The 17,907-nt window shown below is 48.2% G+C and carries 17 protein-coding genes; 16 read left to right on the top strand and 1 reads right to left on the bottom strand.

The annotated features are described in order from the left end of the window. Window positions 1–48 precede the first annotated feature (48 nt). From AC2JF8_RS07875 to AC2JF8_RS07805, 15 genes are all read left to right on the top strand, one after another. Window positions 49–393, top strand: coding sequence for a hypothetical protein (locus tag AC2JF8_RS07875; protein ID WP_500762570.1), 345 nt, complete (start codon window positions 49–51; stop codon window positions 391–393). Window positions 394–711: 318 nt separating this feature from the next. After that, window positions 712–1,644 carry a phosphate/phosphite/phosphonate ABC transporter substrate-binding protein gene (locus tag AC2JF8_RS07870; protein WP_500762569.1) on the top strand — a complete coding sequence of 311 codons (933 nt, stop codon included), beginning with the start codon at window positions 712–714 and terminating at the stop codon, window positions 1,642–1,644. Window positions 1,645–1,989: 345 nt separating this feature from the next. Next, the gene (locus AC2JF8_RS07865) at window positions 1,990–2,745 is read left to right on the top strand and encodes a DeoR/GlpR family DNA-binding transcription regulator (protein ID WP_500762567.1); all 756 of its coding nucleotides are present in this window, start codon (window positions 1,990–1,992) and stop codon (window positions 2,743–2,745) included. Window positions 2,746–2,768: 23 nt separating this feature from the next. Continuing rightward, entirely contained in the window at window positions 2,769–3,197 is a 429-nt protein-coding gene (gene lacA, locus AC2JF8_RS07860) for a galactose-6-phosphate isomerase subunit LacA (RefSeq protein ID WP_500762565.1), read from the top strand. 13 nt (window positions 3,198–3,210) lie between these two features. Then, window positions 3,211–3,786, top strand: coding sequence for a galactose-6-phosphate isomerase subunit LacB (gene lacB / locus AC2JF8_RS07855; RefSeq protein WP_500762563.1), 576 nt, complete (start codon window positions 3,211–3,213; stop codon window positions 3,784–3,786). Between the two features lie 226 nt (window positions 3,787–4,012). After that, on the top strand, window positions 4,013–4,495 hold the full coding sequence (locus tag AC2JF8_RS07850) for a PTS sugar transporter subunit IIA (protein WP_500762561.1): 483 nt from the start codon (window positions 4,013–4,015) through the stop codon (window positions 4,493–4,495). A gap of 17 nt (window positions 4,496–4,512) precedes the next feature. Continuing rightward, window positions 4,513–4,827, top strand: a complete 315-nt coding sequence (locus AC2JF8_RS07845; RefSeq protein ID WP_500762559.1) for a PTS sugar transporter subunit IIB — start codon at window positions 4,513–4,515, stop codon at window positions 4,825–4,827. Between the two features lie 23 nt (window positions 4,828–4,850). Next, window positions 4,851–6,266: a PTS transporter subunit IIC gene (locus tag AC2JF8_RS07840; RefSeq protein ID WP_500762557.1), complete on the top strand. Its 1,416-nt coding sequence runs from the start codon at window positions 4,851–4,853 to the stop codon at window positions 6,264–6,266. Between the two features lie 34 nt (window positions 6,267–6,300). Then, on the top strand, window positions 6,301–6,537 hold the full coding sequence (locus tag AC2JF8_RS07835; RefSeq protein WP_500762554.1) for a hypothetical protein: 237 nt from the start codon (window positions 6,301–6,303) through the stop codon (window positions 6,535–6,537). A 137-nt stretch (window positions 6,538–6,674) separates the two neighbouring features. Continuing rightward, window positions 6,675–7,391 carry a GntR family transcriptional regulator gene (locus AC2JF8_RS07830; protein WP_500762552.1) on the top strand — a complete coding sequence of 239 codons (717 nt, stop codon included), beginning with the start codon at window positions 6,675–6,677 and terminating at the stop codon, window positions 7,389–7,391. A gap of 27 nt (window positions 7,392–7,418) precedes the next feature. After that, window positions 7,419–8,582, top strand: coding sequence for an SIS domain-containing protein (locus AC2JF8_RS07825; RefSeq protein ID WP_500762550.1), 1,164 nt, complete (start codon window positions 7,419–7,421; stop codon window positions 8,580–8,582). Window positions 8,583–8,762: 180 nt separating this feature from the next. Then, window positions 8,763–9,251, top strand: a complete 489-nt coding sequence (locus AC2JF8_RS07820; protein ID WP_500762548.1) for a PTS sugar transporter subunit IIB — start codon at window positions 8,763–8,765, stop codon at window positions 9,249–9,251. An 11-nt stretch (window positions 9,252–9,262) separates the two neighbouring features. Beyond that, complete coding sequence (locus tag AC2JF8_RS07815) at window positions 9,263–10,180, top strand: PTS mannose/fructose/sorbose/N-acetylgalactosamine transporter subunit IIC (protein ID WP_500762546.1); 918 nt, start codon at window positions 9,263–9,265, stop codon at window positions 10,178–10,180. Next, window positions 10,167–10,985, top strand: coding sequence for a PTS system mannose/fructose/sorbose family transporter subunit IID (locus AC2JF8_RS07810; RefSeq protein WP_500762544.1), 819 nt, complete (start codon window positions 10,167–10,169; stop codon window positions 10,983–10,985). The genes AC2JF8_RS07815 and AC2JF8_RS07810 overlap by 14 nt, the downstream gene beginning before the upstream one ends. Window positions 10,986–11,025: 40 nt before the next feature. Continuing rightward, window positions 11,026–11,427, top strand: coding sequence for a PTS sugar transporter subunit IIA (locus AC2JF8_RS07805; protein WP_500762603.1), 402 nt, complete (start codon window positions 11,026–11,028; stop codon window positions 11,425–11,427). A gap of 68 nt (window positions 11,428–11,495) precedes the next feature. On the opposite strand, the gene AC2JF8_RS07800 is transcribed toward AC2JF8_RS07805, so the two are convergent. Then, window positions 11,496–13,514 (bottom strand): hypothetical protein, encoded by a 2,019-nt coding sequence (locus tag AC2JF8_RS07800; protein WP_500762542.1) that lies wholly within the window; start codon window positions 13,512–13,514, stop codon window positions 11,496–11,498. Window positions 13,515–13,893: 379 nt separating this feature from the next. Between AC2JF8_RS07800 and AC2JF8_RS07795 the strand changes: the two genes are divergently transcribed. Then, a complete protein-coding gene (locus AC2JF8_RS07795; protein ID WP_500762540.1) occupies window positions 13,894–17,730 on the top strand; it encodes a TIM-barrel domain-containing protein in 3,837 nt (1,278 codons plus the stop codon). Window positions 17,731–17,907 lie beyond the last annotated feature (177 nt).

The raw sequence follows: 17,907 nt of genomic DNA, 5'->3' as shown, positions 1-17,907 counted from the left end.
AAGCAACTGTAATAATATTGAAAAACCAATTAGCTAAGGAGGTTTATTATGAGTTTGCACGACCAGAAGGCCAAAGAACTATTCGCGAAGTACCAAGAAGAACAGGTAAAGATTTTTGGCCAAAAGATCTACCCGCTGAGCGCATCCTACTTGATCGCCCTGAAAAACGGCAAGACGCTCAACGTGAAGGACTACCCGCAGTTAAAGGAACTAGGCTACTGGATTCAGCCGGCCGACCAGACTAATTTGCGCATCTGGTCGCACATGAGCCAACCGGAGCTGGCCTCAAAATTTAGCGCCATCACCGGCATCACGCGTGAACAGTATGACATTGGGGCGGTTTCAAGCATCAATGACCTCTGGCCTGCTGACAACGACAGTGTGAAGGGCTGAGTTGTGCAATAATTACAGCACTTTTCCACCGCGCATTTTGCCTTGCCGTTTTTACAAAAAGTGCTTTTATTGCGATTGCATTTATGCTATCATCTAATAGATTGTTTTGAAAGAGAAAGGAAGTCGGTCGCAATGCGTAATGCAGTATCTGGTTTAGACGCTTTACTGCTGGCGGCAGTGACTTCTTTTTCTCACCTCAAAAAGTCGCTTCAATTTATAGTTATTGCAATCAATAAAAGACTTAATGGTTAACGCGTTCGCGTTGGCCGCTAAGTCTTTTTTATTGTGTGCAGGTTTTTGGTTGATTCAGGAGGAAAAATGAAAAGATTCAGAAAAGTTCTGGTTGCAGCGGCTGCTGTTTTGGGCACGGTCATTTTGGCGGGGTGCGCAAATTCAAATTCAAATAAAAAGAGTGCAAGCGCAACGCCTAAGTCACTTAATGTTCAATTCGTGCCGAGTGTAGCGGCCGATAAGATGGAAGGCCGGGCAAAGCCAATCGAAAAGATGCTGTCCAAGCGCCTCGGCATTCCGGTTCACGTCACAGTATCAACGGATAATAACGCGGTGATTGAAGCGATGAAGTCAAAGAAGGTTGACGTCGGCTTCTTGCCCGCTGATGCCTACGTTCAGGCCCACAAGCAAAATGCGGCCGATGTCTTATTGCAATCAGAACGCTACGGCTTAAAGGCGCCAAGCGGCACCTGGACCAAGGAACTGGTGCACACGTTGCGTTCGGAAATTTTGGTCAGGAAGGGTTCGCCGATCAAGAGTTGGAAGGACTTGAAGGGCAAGTCAATTTCGATTCAGAGCCCCACGTCAACCACCGGCTACATCTTCCCAATCGCCGAATTGAAGCAAAAGGGCTTCGACGTTAAGCGCAGCTGCAAGCTGGTCACCGTTACGGGTCATGACCAGGGCGTGCTCAACGTTTTGAACAAGGATACCGACGCCGCCTTTGTCTTCGAGGATGCCCGTAACAACGTCTTGAAGGATAATCCCAAGATCAAGTCGCAGGTCGTGCCGATTTACTACACGCGCCCGGTTCCAAACGACACCATCTCGGTTGTGCCGTCGATGCCTAAGGCCTTTAGGGAAAAATTAGCCCGGGCCTTCATTGCCATTGGCAAGTCCAAAGAAGGCAAGAAGGTCATTGAGAGCGTCTACGACCAAGAAGGTTATATTAGGGCCAAAGACAGTGACTACAACATTGTGCGCAAGTACCAGAAGATTGCCGAAGAAGTTAAGAAATAGGCAATTAAAACGCAGTCACCAGCTGTCCTTGCGTTGAGCACGGCAGCCATTAAACACTAGTCAGGCAAAATGATGAGCCGGCTAGTGTTTTTTAGTGCTTGAAAGTGTGCTTTATGAGGCGGGTCAGAAGCATAAGAATCTCCCAAATATCGGTTTTTACCTGTTAAAATAGTTAGAAATGCTTTATATTGCTAACTGTAAAGCAAATGAACAAGCAAAAAACGGCAATTAACACGATGCTTATTTCTTTATCAAACATAAACAAACATTGACAAACAAAATAGAACATTTATACTAAAGATGAACTAAGTTAGTTGCTTAATCTAGTTTAAAAGTAGGTAACCAATGCTAAAGAGTGAACGACTAAAGACAATTTTACAAATAGTACATACCCAAAAGTTTGTAACGGTGGATGAATTGGCTAAGGCCCTGAGGGTTTCCGATATGACCATCAGAAGGGACCTCAATGAACTGCACAAGGCGGAAAAAATCTTGCGTATTCATGGTGGCGCGCAGCTGCTGTCGGACCAGAGCCGCATCGAAAAGAGCTACAAGCAGAAAAGGGAAATTCACAGCAAGGAAAAGGTTGAGGTTGCCAAGCGCGCCTGCAACCTGATCCATGAAAATGATTCTATTTACGTCGGTCCGGGCACTACTTTAGAGTTGATGGTTGCCAACCTTAAAGTTAAGCACCTGCGGATTGTGACCAATTCACTGCCCGTTTTTGAAGCGGCTAAAAACAGTCCCAATAATTATGATCTGATTATGATCGGCGGTTCTTACCGCCGGATTAGCGGGGCTTTTCTAGGGGCTTTGGCGAACAGCCAGTTGGCAACAATGTCGTTTTCCGTCGGTTTTGTCGGCGTTAACGGCATCAATGGTGCTGCGATGACAACAGCTAACTTGGAAGAGGGCCAAACCGAGGGGATTGGACTGGATCATTCGCAAATCAAGTTTGTGGTTGCTGATTATTCCAAACTGAATCACAGCGACTTCCACCAATTTTACGACTTGCGTGATGTTGACGGCCTGATTACCAACCGCGGCGTCGAGCCTGAACTGGAAAAACATTACAGTCAATACACAACTGTTTATAAGTAGTTTTGCTGAGGGGAGTTTTAACCATGAAGGTTGTCATTGGTAGCGACAAGGCGGGCTTTGCCTTAAAAGAAAAGGTCAAGCAATACCTAAAGGACCACCATTATGATGTTTTGGACGTGACCGAAGAGCCGGCCGCAGATTTTGTTGAGTCAAGCTTGAAAGTGACGCGCGAGGTGCTGGACAACGGTATCAAGAAGGCCATTATGTTTGATGAATACGGCGTGGGTTCGGCTATGGCCTCGAATAAGGTCAAGGGGATGGTTACGGCCAACGTTAACGAGGAGCGAACAGCCCACATGACGGCGATGCACAATGGTGCCAAGGCGATTGCGCTGGGCAGCGGCATTGTCGGCGAAAAATTGGCTTATTCGATCGTGCAGCATTACCTGGACACAGAATACGCTGGCGGTCGCCACCAGATTCGCTTAAACATGCTTGAAGAAATGATCTAAGGGGGTTTTAGAAATGTTAGATAACGATAGACCACAACCAGAATTTGTTGATCCGAAAATTGACAAGCACCTAGTTATTGCGCTGGGCAATGACCATATTGTCACGCCCGTCAAAATGGCCATTTCTGACCACCTAAAGGACGAGGGCTACCGCGTCATCGATGAGGGTACCCATGACAGTACCAGAACGCACTACCCGATGTACGGCAAGCGCGTGGCTGAGGATGTGGCCGATGGCCGGGCCGATTTGGGCATCGTTCTGTGCGGAACCGGCATTGGCATCTCAACCGCTGCCGACAAGAACGAAGGCATCCGCGCTGCCATGGTCGGCGATGCTACGCAGGCTGAGTATGCCCGGCGCGAGTTAAATGCCAACGTCTTGGGCTTCGGCGGGATCGTTCTGGGGCGCGACTTTATCTTTGACATTGTGGATTCATTCTTAAATGCAAAGTATGAGCCCACTGAAGCCAACCGTGCACTGATCACGAAGATTGACGGTATCGCCGAGTCGAACCCGGACCAAAAGGACAACGTCCACTTCTTTGATGAAGAAAACAAGAAGTGGGCCGAGGGCGTGTACCACGACTAATTACAGGTAAACAACTAAATATTTAATCGCATAGCACACAAAGGAGCCATGATTTTAACCATCATGGCTCCTTTATTACGCGGGCAATGCGGGCAACGGAAAAGTTAGCAAAAACTTGTTGCATTTTTGAATACGATTACATATAATATCAATAGACAAGCGAACAAAAACTAACATATTCAAACAAAAATGAAAGCTTGCCGAGTATGGAAAAGGAGTCTGAGCCGTGAAGGTAAATAATTTGTTTTCACCCGACACTGTATTTATTAGCAATGCCGCAAATTCAACTGCGGTGTTCAAGGAAGTTGCAGGCAAATTGCGCACGCAAAACTACGTTAAGGATGATTTTTTCTCTGAGATTGTCAAGCGCGAACAAAGTTACCCCACCGGGATTGACCCGACACCGATCGACAAGGCACTGCCCAATATTGCGGTGCCGCACACCGAGGGCGAATTTGTCAACGCCCGCCTGGTCGTGCCGGTTAGCCTGGAAACGCCAATTGTCTTTAAAAACATGATTGCTCCCGACCAGGAGCTGCAAGTAAAGTTCTTATTCATGATTTTAAATAATGATCCAGCGGGTCAGGCCAATATCTTGGCGCAAATTATGGACTTTCTGCGGCTTACGCCTGTTTCAAAATTACAAGAGCTATTTAGTCTTACTGATCCTGGTAAAATTTATCAGTTCATGGGTAAGTATTTTAAATAATATTAGGAGGTTTCATTATGGGTAGACAAGTTAAATTTATTGCTGCATGTGGAGCGGGTGTTAATTCATCCCATCAGATTAAAGATGCAGTGGAAGAGGAAATGAAAAAGCGCGGATACAACGTTAAGGTAGATGCCTACATGGTTAAGGATGTTAATGAAGACCTGCTGTCCCACTATGATGGCTACCTGACGATTGCTAAGACCGACTTAGCATTTACGCCCAAGGTGCCGTTAATCGACGCGGGTGCAATTTTGTATCGTATTCCTGCGATGGCAAAGCCTGTTTACGACAATGTGGAAAAGGTAGTAAAGGAAGTAAGCGCACAGTAAATCTTATTTGAAAGGAAAATAAAATGAGTGGAATAATTAATTTTGCCAATTCGCTCTTCAAGCCGCTGATTGACATGGGTGCAGCCACAATCATGTTGATTGTCTTAACGCTAATTGCAGTGCTTTTTAGGGTTAAGTTCTCTAAGGCATTAGAGGGCGGCATGAAGCTGGCAATTGCGATTACTGCAATTGGGAATATCATGAACATGCTGACCTCAGCATTTCAAAAGCCGATGATGCAGTTCGTTAAGCACACCGGTATTCACATGGACATGCAGGATATGGGCTGGGCGCCCCTGGCCACGATTACGTGGGGGTCACCGTATACCCTGTTTTATCTCCTGGTCTTGATTATTTTAAACGTTGTATTGTTGGTTCTGGATAAGACCAATACGCTGGACGTTGATATCTTCGACGTTTGGCACCTGGCCTTTGTCGGATTGTTCTGTGTTTATGTCGGTGCACCGCTGTGGCTGTCAACACTGCTCGTCATTTTTATCGGAACAATGAAGATTATCAACTCAGACCTGATGAAGCCGACCTTCAACGACCTGCTTGATGCACCTGAGGGCAACCCGATGACCACGACGCACATGAACTACATGATGAATCCAATCATCATGGTCTTCAACAAGTTCTTTGACAAGTGTCTGCCCTGGCTGGACAAGTTTGACTTTGATTCAACTAAATTGAACGAAAAGATCGGCTTCTGGGGCAGCAGATTTGCGATTGGCGTTTACCTCGGGGTCTTCGTTTCCCTGCTTGCCGGCAATAATTTTGCCACCGAAGAGGGATGGAAAGACATGTTTACCCTGTCGTTTGTCGGTGGTTCATGTATCGAACTATTCTCCGTCATCGGTTCATGGTTCATCGCTTCCGTTGAACCGCTGTCACAGGGGATTGCCGACTTTGCCACTAAGAAGTTTTCGGGCCGGACTTTCAATATTGGTCTGGACTGGCCGTTCTTGGCTGGTCGTTCCGAGATTTGGGCAGCAGCCAACGTTTTGGCACCAATCATGATGCTTGAAGCAATGGTATTGCCGGGAAATAGGTTGATGCCGCTGGGTGGTATCATTGCCATGGGGGTTACGCCAGCTTTGCTGGTTGTTACCCGGGGCAAGATTATCCGGATGATTGTTATCGGTGCGATTGAACTGCCGATCTTCCTCTGGGCGGGCACAATGGTTGGTCCGTTTGTGACCAACATGGCCCATTCAGTCGGTGCCGCAATTCCTGCGCACACCCTGGTTTCGGATACCACGATGGAAGGACCGGTTGAAAAGTTCTTAGCTTACCTGGTCGGTAACGCCTGGAAGCAGCACGGCATGTTCATCGTTTATGCAATTGCTGCCCTGGCGGTGTACCTATTACTGTTCTGGTGGTATGCTCGCGAAATGAAGAAGAGAAACGCAGCGTACGCGGCCGCTAAGAAGAACTAGCTTGTAATAATTGCTTTTGCTGGAGGCGATTCATATGAAGAAAGAAAAGATTACCCTGAAGGAAAAAGCCAGACGCAACAATCTCTTGATGTGGACCGTATTTGTGATTGCGGTCAACCTCTTGCAGATGCTGTTCAAGAATTGGTTAACCGGTTTGGTTGCAATGGTGGGCACAGTTTATGCCCTGTACCGGATGGTCGTGTATGATAATCCCAAGAATCGCCTTAGTCAAAAGTATTATGATTGGCATGGCAATAAGCTGAATAAATAGCGTATTAATTACAAAGCCGTTAAAGCAGTTGGTTTTAACGGCTTTTTTGGTGGCGTTTTTAGTGAATTGCAATTGCTTTTAACCGCTTTCTTTGCTACACTTTGAGTGGTATCTACCAGTTAAAAGGAGGTGGACAAATGCCACAGCCACTTTACCAACAGGTCATCATTGACTTAGAAAAACAAATTAAAAAAATGAAACCCAATGCACGCTTGCCTAGTGAACGGCAGCTGCTCGTTAAATACGGGGTTAGTCGAAATACCGTGAGGCTAGCGCTGCAAGACTTGGAAGAACGCGGGCTGATTTACCGGCTCCACGGCAAGGGGACCTTCGTTGCGAGCATTTTCCTCAACCAGCCCAATATTGGCGGGATGTATTCTTTTTCAGAAGAAATGACACGGGCTGGCCAGAAGGCAACGACGCAAAACCGGAGTCTGGAGTTAGTCACGCCCAGTCAGCACATTGTTGAGCAACTGAATCTGAGTGCAAACGAGCAAGCCTATAAGCTGGTGCGGTTGCGCCTGGCTAATAATGAGCCGCGCATCTTCAGCAAAACCTACCTGCCCGAAAAACTTTTTCCGGGCTTAACGATGTCCGACGTAGAGAGCGCACCGCTTTACAGCGTCCTCAAGCGCAAGTACGACCAGACAAGCGTGATGGCCTTTGAGGACGTCGAAGCCGTCAGTCTGGGTGCCGAGGAGGGGCGCTTGCTGCATGAAGAGGCCGGTTCGCCCAGCTTAAAGATATTCCGCAAGACGATTAATGAGAAGAATGTGCCGATTGAATTTACGATTTCCTTGGCACGGGGCGACAAGTTTATTTACCGCTCAAGGCAGTATAATAAGTTATTTTGATTTTAAGTAAGAAGGAGAATAATAGCGATGTTTTCAAAAACAGATGCAGAATTAGAAAAAATGGGTGCCAGGATCACGACTCGTGAAATTGAGCAGCAACCCCAATTATGGCAAGAGACATGGACTATTTACCAAAACAAGAAGGCTGAGATTGATGCCTTCTTAACCAAGATCAACCAGACATGGGGCAAGGTAAGGGTGATTTTTACTGGTGCAGGAACCAGTGCTTACGTGGGCAACATGGTAATGCCGTACCTGCAAAAGCATGGTGACCGCAGCAAATATGACTTTGAAGCCATCGATACCACCAAGATCGTATCGACGCCGGAAGATTACCTTGAAGCGGATACGCCAACTATTCTGGTGTCGTTTGCCCGCAGCGGCAACTCGCCTGAGTCTGTTGCCACTGTTGAATTAGCCAAAAAGTTAGTCAAAAACCTGTACCAGATTGCCATCACTTGTGCACCAGAAGGACAATTGGCGCAGGATTTAAAGGGTGATTCAAACGGCCTGGTCCTGCTTATGCCGGAAAAGTCGCTGGATCAGGGCTTTGCGATGACCGGTTCGTTCTCATGCATGAGCTTGGCTTCGCTGCTTGTGTTTGATCAACTCGCAGATGACCAAAAAGAAGCAATTATTGGCCAGATTGCCAAGATGGGTGCAAGCGTGGTAGAACGTGAGGCTGAGATTCAGGCACTGGTTGCTACCGATTTTGACCGCATTACATACATCGGCAGTGGCTGCTTAGGTGGCCTGGCTGAAGAAACACGGCTGAAGATCTTGGAATTGACCGCGGGCGCAGTGGCTGCTTTGTTCGATACATCGATGGGTCTGCGCCACGGTCCGAAGTCATTCTTGAACAAAAAGACGATTGTCTTTGACTTCGTTTCTAACAATGCGTATACAAGACAATACGATCTGGATATTTTAAATGAAATCAATGACGACCAGATTGTGCCGCTGGTAATGGCGGTGGGCCAGGAGAAGGCCGGTCAGAACTTCAGCGGCAAGTCGTTCACGTTTGCTGAGCAAAACCTGCTGCCAGACGCATACCTGGCACTGCCAGACGTGATGTTTGGACAGACGGTTGCATTATTGACTTCCATTAAGGTGGGCAATAAGCCGGATACGCCGTCGCCAACCGGAACAGTTAACCGGGTGGTTAAAGGCGTAACGATTCACGAATTTTAGATAAGTTATTTATAAGTATCAAGGTATATAGATAAGGCATAGTAAAACAAACCATTGTCAATAATAATTTTATTTGTTATTGAGAGTTGATTGACAAAAGCTGGTTGGTACCTTATTCTATAATTGTGAAAGCGTTTTTAATAATATTTGGATTTCCGTAAAAGAGATGGGGGAAGATATATGAATATTGTGGGTGCAAGAGTTGATGAACGCTTGGTTCATGGGCAGGTAGCCAATCTGTGGACGCCCAAGCTGCAGGTGGAACGAATTATCGTGCTCGATGAAGCTGCTGCCAAGGATGATATCCAGAAGAGCGGGCTCAGAATGGCCACGCCGATGACAACCAGGTTGAGTGTCTTGTCAACAGATGTTGCTGCTGACCACTTGCTCAAGAACCGGTATGGCAACCAGCGGATATTCTTGGTTAGCAAGCGGCCAGGCAATTTCTTGAAGCTGGTTAACGACGGCGTCAAGCTTGATACGATTAACGTCGGCAACATGTCAGCGGGGGACGATACAACCCAATTGACGAAGCAGGTCAACGTTAACGCTGACGATGCCAACATTTTAAGACAAGTAGCCGATAAGGGCGTGCACTTGATTGCTCAGGTTAATCCGAGCGTTGATGCGCGCGACCTGATGAAGCTTATTGATGAAAAGATGAAGTAGGAGGAAGAATAATGGCTTGGTGGCAAATATTACTGCTTACTTTATACGCAGGTTTAGAAATTCTCGATGAATTGCAAATTTATTCATCGTTGAACACCCCAGTTGGTGCCGGCTTGATTGCCGGACTGATCATGGGCGACATGGGTACCGGATTAGTTATCGGTGCCTCGATGCAGCTGATGGTTCTAGGCGTTGGTACATTCGGCGGTGCGTCAAAGATTGACGCAACGACGGGTACTGTTCTCGCAACGGCCTTCTCCGTTAGCGTTAAGGGCATGAGCCCGCAGACGGCGATTTCTTCAATCGCGGTCCCGGTTGCGGCCATCATGGTTGAATTGGACGTTTTGGCAAGATTCGCCAACACGTACTTCTCACACCGGATTGACCACTTGATTGACCAGGATCACATTAACTACAAGGCCGTTGAACGCAATGTCCTTTACGGTGCCCTGCCGTGGTCACTGTCCCGGGCAATCCCGGTCTTCATCGCCCTGGCCTTTGGTCAGGGTCTGGTACAGACGATTGCCAATGCCCTGAACGGCGACTTGATGTGGCTAGGCAACGGTTTAACAGTTGCCGGCGCGACATTGCCAGCCGTTGGGTTTGCGATTTTGCTGCGTTACTTGCCAGTCAAGAAGCATGCAGCCTACCTGATCCTCGGCTTTACGCTGACGACCCTGTTCTCAGTTCTGTTCTCAGGACTGCAAGCAGTGGGCACCGGCCTCTCTGCCGTTAACAAGGGCTTTATGGCCAACTTCACCGGCTTGCCAATGCTGGCAATTGCGATGATCGGATTGGCCTTTGCAATTCTGCACTATAAGAGCATCCCGGTTGCTAAGGGGACTGGTTCTGCACAGAATGCAGGAAGTCAGAATGTAAGTTCAAACGTTGATGATGACGAAGGAGAGATTACTGATGACGAACTCTAAACCAAAATATCAGTTGACTGATAAAGATTTTAACCAGATTAACCGGAGATCTCTGTTCGGCTTCCAGCTGGGCTGGAACTACGAGAGAATGCAGAACAGTGGCTACCTGTACACGATTTTGCCGCAATTGCGGAAAATCTATGGCGACGACAGTCCTGAATTAAGGGAAATGATGAAGACGCATATGCAGTTCTTCAACACTTCCAACTTCTTCAACACGATTATTACGGGTATTGACCTCGCTGTGGAGGAGAATGAAGGCATTCAGGGCAAGGATACCGTTACTAGTGTCAAAGTCGGGTTAATGGGCTCCTTTGCCGCTATCGGCGACTCCATCTTTGCTTCGTTAATTCCAACGATCTTTGGCGCTCTGGCTGCGTCAATGGCAGCCCAGGGCAACCCGATTGGCGTAATCATTTGGGTTGTTGCCTGCCTCTTGATCTGCGTGTTCCGGTGGAAGCAATTGCGCTTCGCTTACAAACAGGGTGTTTCGCTCGTTACAGACATGCGGGACCAGCTTAATGCTTTGACCGATTCAGCTACGGTTATGGGCGTATTCATGGTTGGTGCCCTGGTTGCCACAATGGTCAACATTAAGTTTGCCTGGGTGCCACAAATTGGCAAGGTTTCAATGAATATCCAGAACAATTTGGACATGATCCTTCCAAAATTATTACCTGCTGCAGTTGTAGCCTTTGTTTACTGGCTGCTAGGCAAGAAGGGCATGACCTCGACTAAGGCAATTTTAATTGTGCTGGTGCTTTGCGTCATCCTTGGTGGCACGGGCGTTATTGCCAAGATTTAGACTAAAGCACTTGGCTAGAGTAACAGAGAAAGTATTCATAATGGCAGAAAAAGAATTAATTTTAATTAGTCACGGGACAATGGCAGAGGGTGTAAAAACCAGTGCCGAGTTGATCATGGGCGAGCAGGAACACGTCCACACGGTATGCCTGCTTCCGTCTGAGGGTCCTGAAGACTTCAAAAAGAAATTTGAAGAACAAGTAGCTGGTGTAAAAGCCGAAGACATTACCGTTTTTGCTGATTTAATGGGCGGCACGCCAGCCAATGTGGTGAGTCGCATGATTATGGATGGGCAGCCCATTCACTTAATCGCCGGGATGAACTTGCCGTTGGTAATTGAGTGGCTCAACAGTCAGATGAATGGCATAGAGTCCGATTACATTACAGCTGGCAAGGCCGGCATGGTTGATGTGAGTGCAATGCTGGCTCAGATGAAAAAATAATCTATAGTGTTTACTAAATAAAAGAATCTAATCTTTCGATTAGGTTCTTTTGCTTAGTTTGCTTTTTATTAAAAGAGCAGCTGAATTGTTTCCAGGGGGGCAATTTTTTCATTTATTGTGGCAACGCCATCTTCAACCGTGATTGGCACCCTCGTCTTAGTAACCGTGCTGCCCTTCTTTCTGATAATTGTGACCTGATTGCTTGGCAAAGGCCGGGCCAGGTGCCAGTTAATCTGCTCGTAACCATCTAAAGTGAAGTTGGCTAGCCAAGCAACCTTGCCGTCTGACTGGACATTGAGCTTGACGTTAGGCATCTGGACCAGGTAGTCAACCGGTTGGATGCTGTCGAGCATTTGCTGGAGCAGGTTCTGCTTGTAACTGGTGAACTGAGATTCCCAACCGTGCTTGGGGTCTTGATCCATCGGCAAGACAATAATGTGCTGGTCAATCACGGCCATGGCGTTGCCTAACTCCTCGTCAACGGCATTGTAGGCTTTGGACCACACGGTAACAGCACTATTTTCTTCGTAATCAAGTTGAAGGTAGCTGCCTGTGTGCTGCAGCATTGTAATGCGGGGATTCTCAACGCCGTCGACCGTGTGCCCATCGGCCTGTTCGAATGACTGGTAAGCCGTGCGGTACTTGTGCCAGACGGCCTTTTTAATATGCAGTAAGCCGCCTAAACCGCGGTCCAGAAGAACATTAATGCTTTCACCGTCAAGCAAGACCACATTAGTCTTGAGTAGATCAGTAATCTGGTCGTTGCTGAAGTTGCGCAGCAATTGCCCTGCAACCGCGATTACTTGATTTTCCAGCTTGGTGTCAGAACTGACGGGCAAAATACTTGTGGCAAAGCCAAAACTTCCCAAGAGACTGGCCCAGTTCTTTTCGTGGGGCAGAAGCTCCTCGACGGCTTCCCCGGTTGTTGTGTGGATACTGTAGCTGGAATCCTGGTCAACCAGGACCTTGATTCCGCGCAAGTGCCCTATTTGCATCCGGTTTTTACCCAGTTGGTTGACCAAGGGCTTGATTTCGTCCAGCATTTCGGCGTAGTGCCAGGCGTTGTTGATGCCGTTGCCCATCATGTCAAACAGGTTGAGCAGGATCCCGTGCGCACCAACAAGCGCTGTTGTGATGACCTGAAACTTGGTAAAGGCCAGCGACTTGGCAAAGGGCGAGTACATGTAGCTCTCCAGTTCGGGGTAGAGTTCAGCATCTTCGCCTAGGCAGGCGGCGGTGATGCATGTGTATTCTTCAAAGTCCCGCCCGTACTTCAGGGGGGCGACTTCGTTGTATGCGGGCAGGTGGGGGCGAGCAACCTTAGGATGACCGGGGCCAGCTTGAGCCTTGAATAAACCATCCCAGTCGCGCCCCTCTAGTGCGTGCCAGTCTGGGTAAGAGGTCATCTGGGCCAGGTCGGTGTCGGGGCTGACCGCGTGGACAGCCTGCTCAATGAGGTGCTCGTTTTCGATCATTTCCGTGCGCGCCTGCTCAAGGTATACTTGGCGTTCAACCGTGGGTTCACCGGGCTGCAGCATTTTTTTGACAAATTCCGCCCGGGTCTCTTTTTTACCCAGTTTTTGCTCGTATAAGTGCATGTGGTAATCGCAAAAGCACATCAGTTTAAGCGGCGTGTGGTTATAATGGCGAAAGTCATCTTCGAGCCACAGGCGCCGGGGGTGGATACCGGCATACTGGGCATACGTTGCGGCGATGTACTTGCGCCACTGGGGGTCGGCAGGACAGGCCATGTCGCTGGCCCGATCGCCGTTAAGGTCCACGAAGGTGTTGAAGCCAATTGCCGGGTTAACGTGGTAGCCGCGGTCTGAATGCATAATAGTTGTCCACGGGTTGAGACTGGTCGTAACGCCAATCTGGCTTAATTTCTTCTGCAGGGGCGCTATTGCATCAAGCCATACCTGCGTTTCCTCTCGGGTTAAGTGGCTGTGGTTTAACTCCTCGCCGTTAATAAAAAAGGCAACGTCATCAATTTGCCCCTCCTTGACGAAGTCAAGAAGCTTCTGGTCTTTTGCTGGTGTATTGGTTCTGGGGTCCAGCATATATCTAAGCGTATAAATGAAATCCATGATTGTCATCCTAATTTAAAAGTACATAATAATTAACAATTGTATTCTAACATAGATAGGTTGGCTAATGGTCTAATATTAAAAGTAAGCGGTTAAAAATTAAATTATTATTTAAGTGGGTGGACAACTTTTTCTGTGCAATATTATTATGGATTAGTCGCATTATTAGGCTGGTAATTTGAAATATAATTGCTTATAATATGAAAAATAACATAGTAAAAAGTGAGGAGTAAGCGTTATTAATACGAATAATTTTAAAAATCAGGCTGACCGTCGTCAAAATGCTGGCGGGGAAAGTGCTGGCAGTGCTGCTAAATTAACAATTACCGGTGTCTTCAAACGAAAAAAGTACGTTGAAGTTGGCTATTCCAATGGCTGCGTGGCTAGGCTCTACGTCCTAAGTCCCACGGTGTTTCGCTACTACATTGATCCTGCTATGAATTATGCAGAGCCAGAACAGTCAGAGGCGGACTTAAATGCGCACATTTTGGCGGTCGATGGCTACGGAACTGCTGGACTGGCCGCCACCACTGTTGCCAAAACGGAAACGGGCTGGAAATTAGCGACAGGCGCAATTGACATCAGCTTTTATCAAGATGCGGGCACGATGAGCGTCAACAGGGGCAAGCAGGTGCTGCTGCAAGAGGCAGAGCCAATCCGGATTACAGCTAAGGATGCTACCCAGACGCTTAAAGACAGCGCCAACAGCAATTACTTTGGCGGTGGCACCCAGAATGGGCGGTTCAATTTAACCGGTCAGAAAATCAGAATTGTCAACACCAATGACTGGGTGGACCGTGGGGTGGCTTCGCCCAACCCCTTTTACTGGTCTTCTGCAGGCTATGGTGTTCTCCGCCATACCTTTAGCCCGGGCAGCTATGATTTTGATAGCGCTTCAGCGGGCACGGTTTCGACAACGCATAATGAGACGCGCTTCGATGCGCTTTATTTCTTTGCGGATTCCACTTACGGAATAATTCGCGCTTATCAAAAATTAACCGGCTTGCCGCCGCTGATCCCGCTCTTTGGTTTTTACGAGGCGCATTTAAACGCATATAATCGTGATTATTGGGTAGAAATGTCGGCAGATAGTCCCGGCGCAATTGAATATCCGGACGGAAAATATTATAAAGAATACCAACCGGCTTCATTGCCCGCCGACCTAAAGGACAAAGCAATCAGGGAGACTTTAAACGGTGAAGCGGGGAAAACGGCATACTTGCTCAGCGCGCGGGCGATGATTGATCAGTATTTGGATCATGATATGCCGCTCGGCTGGTTCTTGCCCAATGACGGCTATGGCGCTGGTTACGGCCAAACCGCCACGTTGGCTGGCAACCTGCAAAATTTAGCCCGGTTTATTGACTATGCAAATTCAAAGGGAGTTCAAGTGGGCTTATGGACTCAGCAAAATCTCATGCCGGTCGATCCAGTCCACCCCCAGCCTAGTGATCGCGACTTTGAACAAGAAATCGAGGCGGGCGTTACCGCACTCAAAACTGATGTAGCATGGGTAGGCAACGGTTATTCTTTTGGTCTTAATGCTACGCAGAGCGCGGCGGCCATGATTAAAAAGATTAAGGGCGATCGTCTGCGCCCGTTCATCATCACGCTTGACGGCTGGGCTGGCACCCAGAATACAGCCGCAGTGTGGACCGGGGACGAAACGGGCGGTCAGTGGGAATACATCCGTTTTCAGATTCCCACTTATATTGGCGAAGGACTTTCAGGTCAGCCTAACGTTGCTTCTGACATGGATGGCATTTTTGGCGGCAAAAATCGGGTGGTAAATACCCGCGACTACCAGTGGAAGGCGTTTACGCCGATCCAACTCAACATGGACGGCTGGGGCTACAATCCTAAGAACCCGTTTGCCTTTGACGAACGCACAACCAGCCTTAATCGTGCATACCTAAAGCAAAAGACCATGCTCATGCCGTATATCTACAGCATTGCGGCCGCTGCATCCTTTGCGGGCAAGCCAATGATTCGGGCCATGTTCTTAGATTACCCCGCTTATTCTGAAGCCTATACCGATTTGGTTAAATACCAGTACCTATGGGGCGATTATTTCTTGATTGCCCCCATATACCAGGACACGGCTGCGGACAGTGCAGGCAATGATATTCGCAATGGTATCTATCTGCCCGATGAAAAGCAGATCTGGATTGACTACTATACTGGTAAAGAGTATTGCGGGGGGCAGGTTATTAACAACTTTGCAGCGCCGCTGTGGAAACTGCCCGTGTTCGTCAAGGTGGGCGCAATCATACCGGTAGCGCCAGCGACCAACACGCCGGCGGAATATCAGCGGCTTAATCAGCAGCGCCGCTTTGAGATTTACCCGGGCAAAACGAGCGCCTTTACCCTCTATGAAGATGATGGCATTTCTGCACAATACCAGGCTGGCCGGTATGCGCAGACCCAAATTACGAGTGCTTTGCAGGGGGCAGAATTAAGTATTAACGTTGCCCCGACTACGGGCACGTATGATGGAATGAACACGCAGAAAACAACCGAATTCGACATTCGCATGAAGAAGGTCCCGACCACGATTAAGTGCATGATTGGATCAAGGGCGGTTGTCCTGCAGCAGGCAAGCGATCGTAATGCGTTCCAGCAAGCAAGCAATGCCTACTTTTTAGACCAAAATTATCATACCAATCCCTATTTGCAGGACGGGGGAGATGAACTCAAGCAGACGTTTTTGCGCATCAAGCTTGCCCCGATTGATGTTAGCCAGAATGCGGTTGCTCTAACCCTGACAGGGGTGGACCAAGCGGCGCGGCCGGTGAATGAGCTTCCGCTCGTGAATCAAACGGTTCTGCCGCCCACGGGTTTAAAGCAGGACCAGGCCCGAACGACGCCCACCTCAATCGTGCTTTTTTGGCAGCCAGTCAGTGGCAGTCAGAGTTATAACCTGCTGGTAGATGGAATTCTTTACACAAACATCAAAGGGACTAACTTTGTGTTGGAGAACATCAAGCCGGCCACCGTGCACACTTTCCAGGTCCAGACGGTAATGGCGACGGCAGCCTCGCCTTGGAGCAAAGTCAAAGCCTATAAGTCGAGCGCAGATGTGCTCAAAAATGCGGTTAAGATTACATATGTTGACACGGATTCAAACATTAAGGGTGCAGCCGACTGGCAGTCGGATCAACCGGTCAAGAATCTCTTTGACCGCGATTTGGGCAGTGTTGCGCATTCTAACTGGTTCCTCTTGCAGACAAAGCAAATTGCCACCCCGATGACAATTACGACGCACCTTGATGGCATCACTGCCTTGGAGCGCTTCGTTTATATTCCGCGTCCTGACGGTGGGAACGGGACGATTACCGCCCTGAATATCACCACCAGCATTGACGGTATCCATTGGCGGGATGCAGGCAGTGCATCAAAGTGGCCGAAAGATGGCACGCCCAAGGAGATCACGTTTGCTCCGGATACGACAGCATATTGGGTGAAGTTTACAATTCCCGCAAATGGTGCGGTTAATAATTTTGTGTCGGGCCAAGAATTTTTGCTATACCAAAAAGAGGGCACGAGCACCCTTCTTCCTGGGGACATTAATGAAGATGGGATAATTGATGAGAATGACGTACTTGCATTGCGCAACTATGCCGGTGAAACGCGACTCCAGGACAACGATTTTAGCGGTTACGTTGAAAAGGGCGACGTCAATCAGAACGGAATGATTGACGCATTCGACATTAACTACGTGTTGACCCGTCTGGGCGATTCTTTAGCAAACAGCGCAAACGGCAGAATCATGCCGCAAGGCAGGTTGGCTATTGTAGCGGATGAGGCGCTGTACCAAGCAGGAGACATAATCACGATCACGGTTAGCGGCAGCAATTTGCGTAACGTGAACGCACTGTCGGCCCGGATTCCTTATAATGCCGCTGAGCTGTCCTTTATTGGCATTCAAAAGGGCGACATGACCGCGAACATGGCAAGCTTTGCTAAAAGCAAGCAGCACTCAGACAACAGCAATGATGTTCTGGTCTTTTATGGCAACAAGGGCGATGCTCCCCGCCTGAATGGCAGCGGCACGATTGCCACTATTACCTTTAGGGCGCTGCGGCCAACGGGCAAAAAAACGATCACGCTTGCGCTTAAGGACCAAATGCTGGTTAACCAGCAGTCCAAGGAATATGAACCACGGGAGGCAAATGCCATTGAGATTGCCGTCAAGTCCCCAGACGCTGAAATCTGATGGAGCTAGAGGATTAGGGGGCTATCCTCGACGGGGTAGGCTTGCTTTTTACCCGCATTATTAGTTGAACATTTGTAAACATTTTTGATAATCAGTATAGTTGTGAAAAGCTGTACAAAAGCCCTGTTTTTCCTTTAAAAGCACCCTCCAGGAGTATATAATAAGGATTGTGCGATT

It is taken from the genome of Lactobacillus sp. CA30L (genome assembly GCF_059900845.1).
Note: the sequence above shows the minus strand (reverse complement) of the source record. Positions and strands in the feature narration are given on the sequence as shown.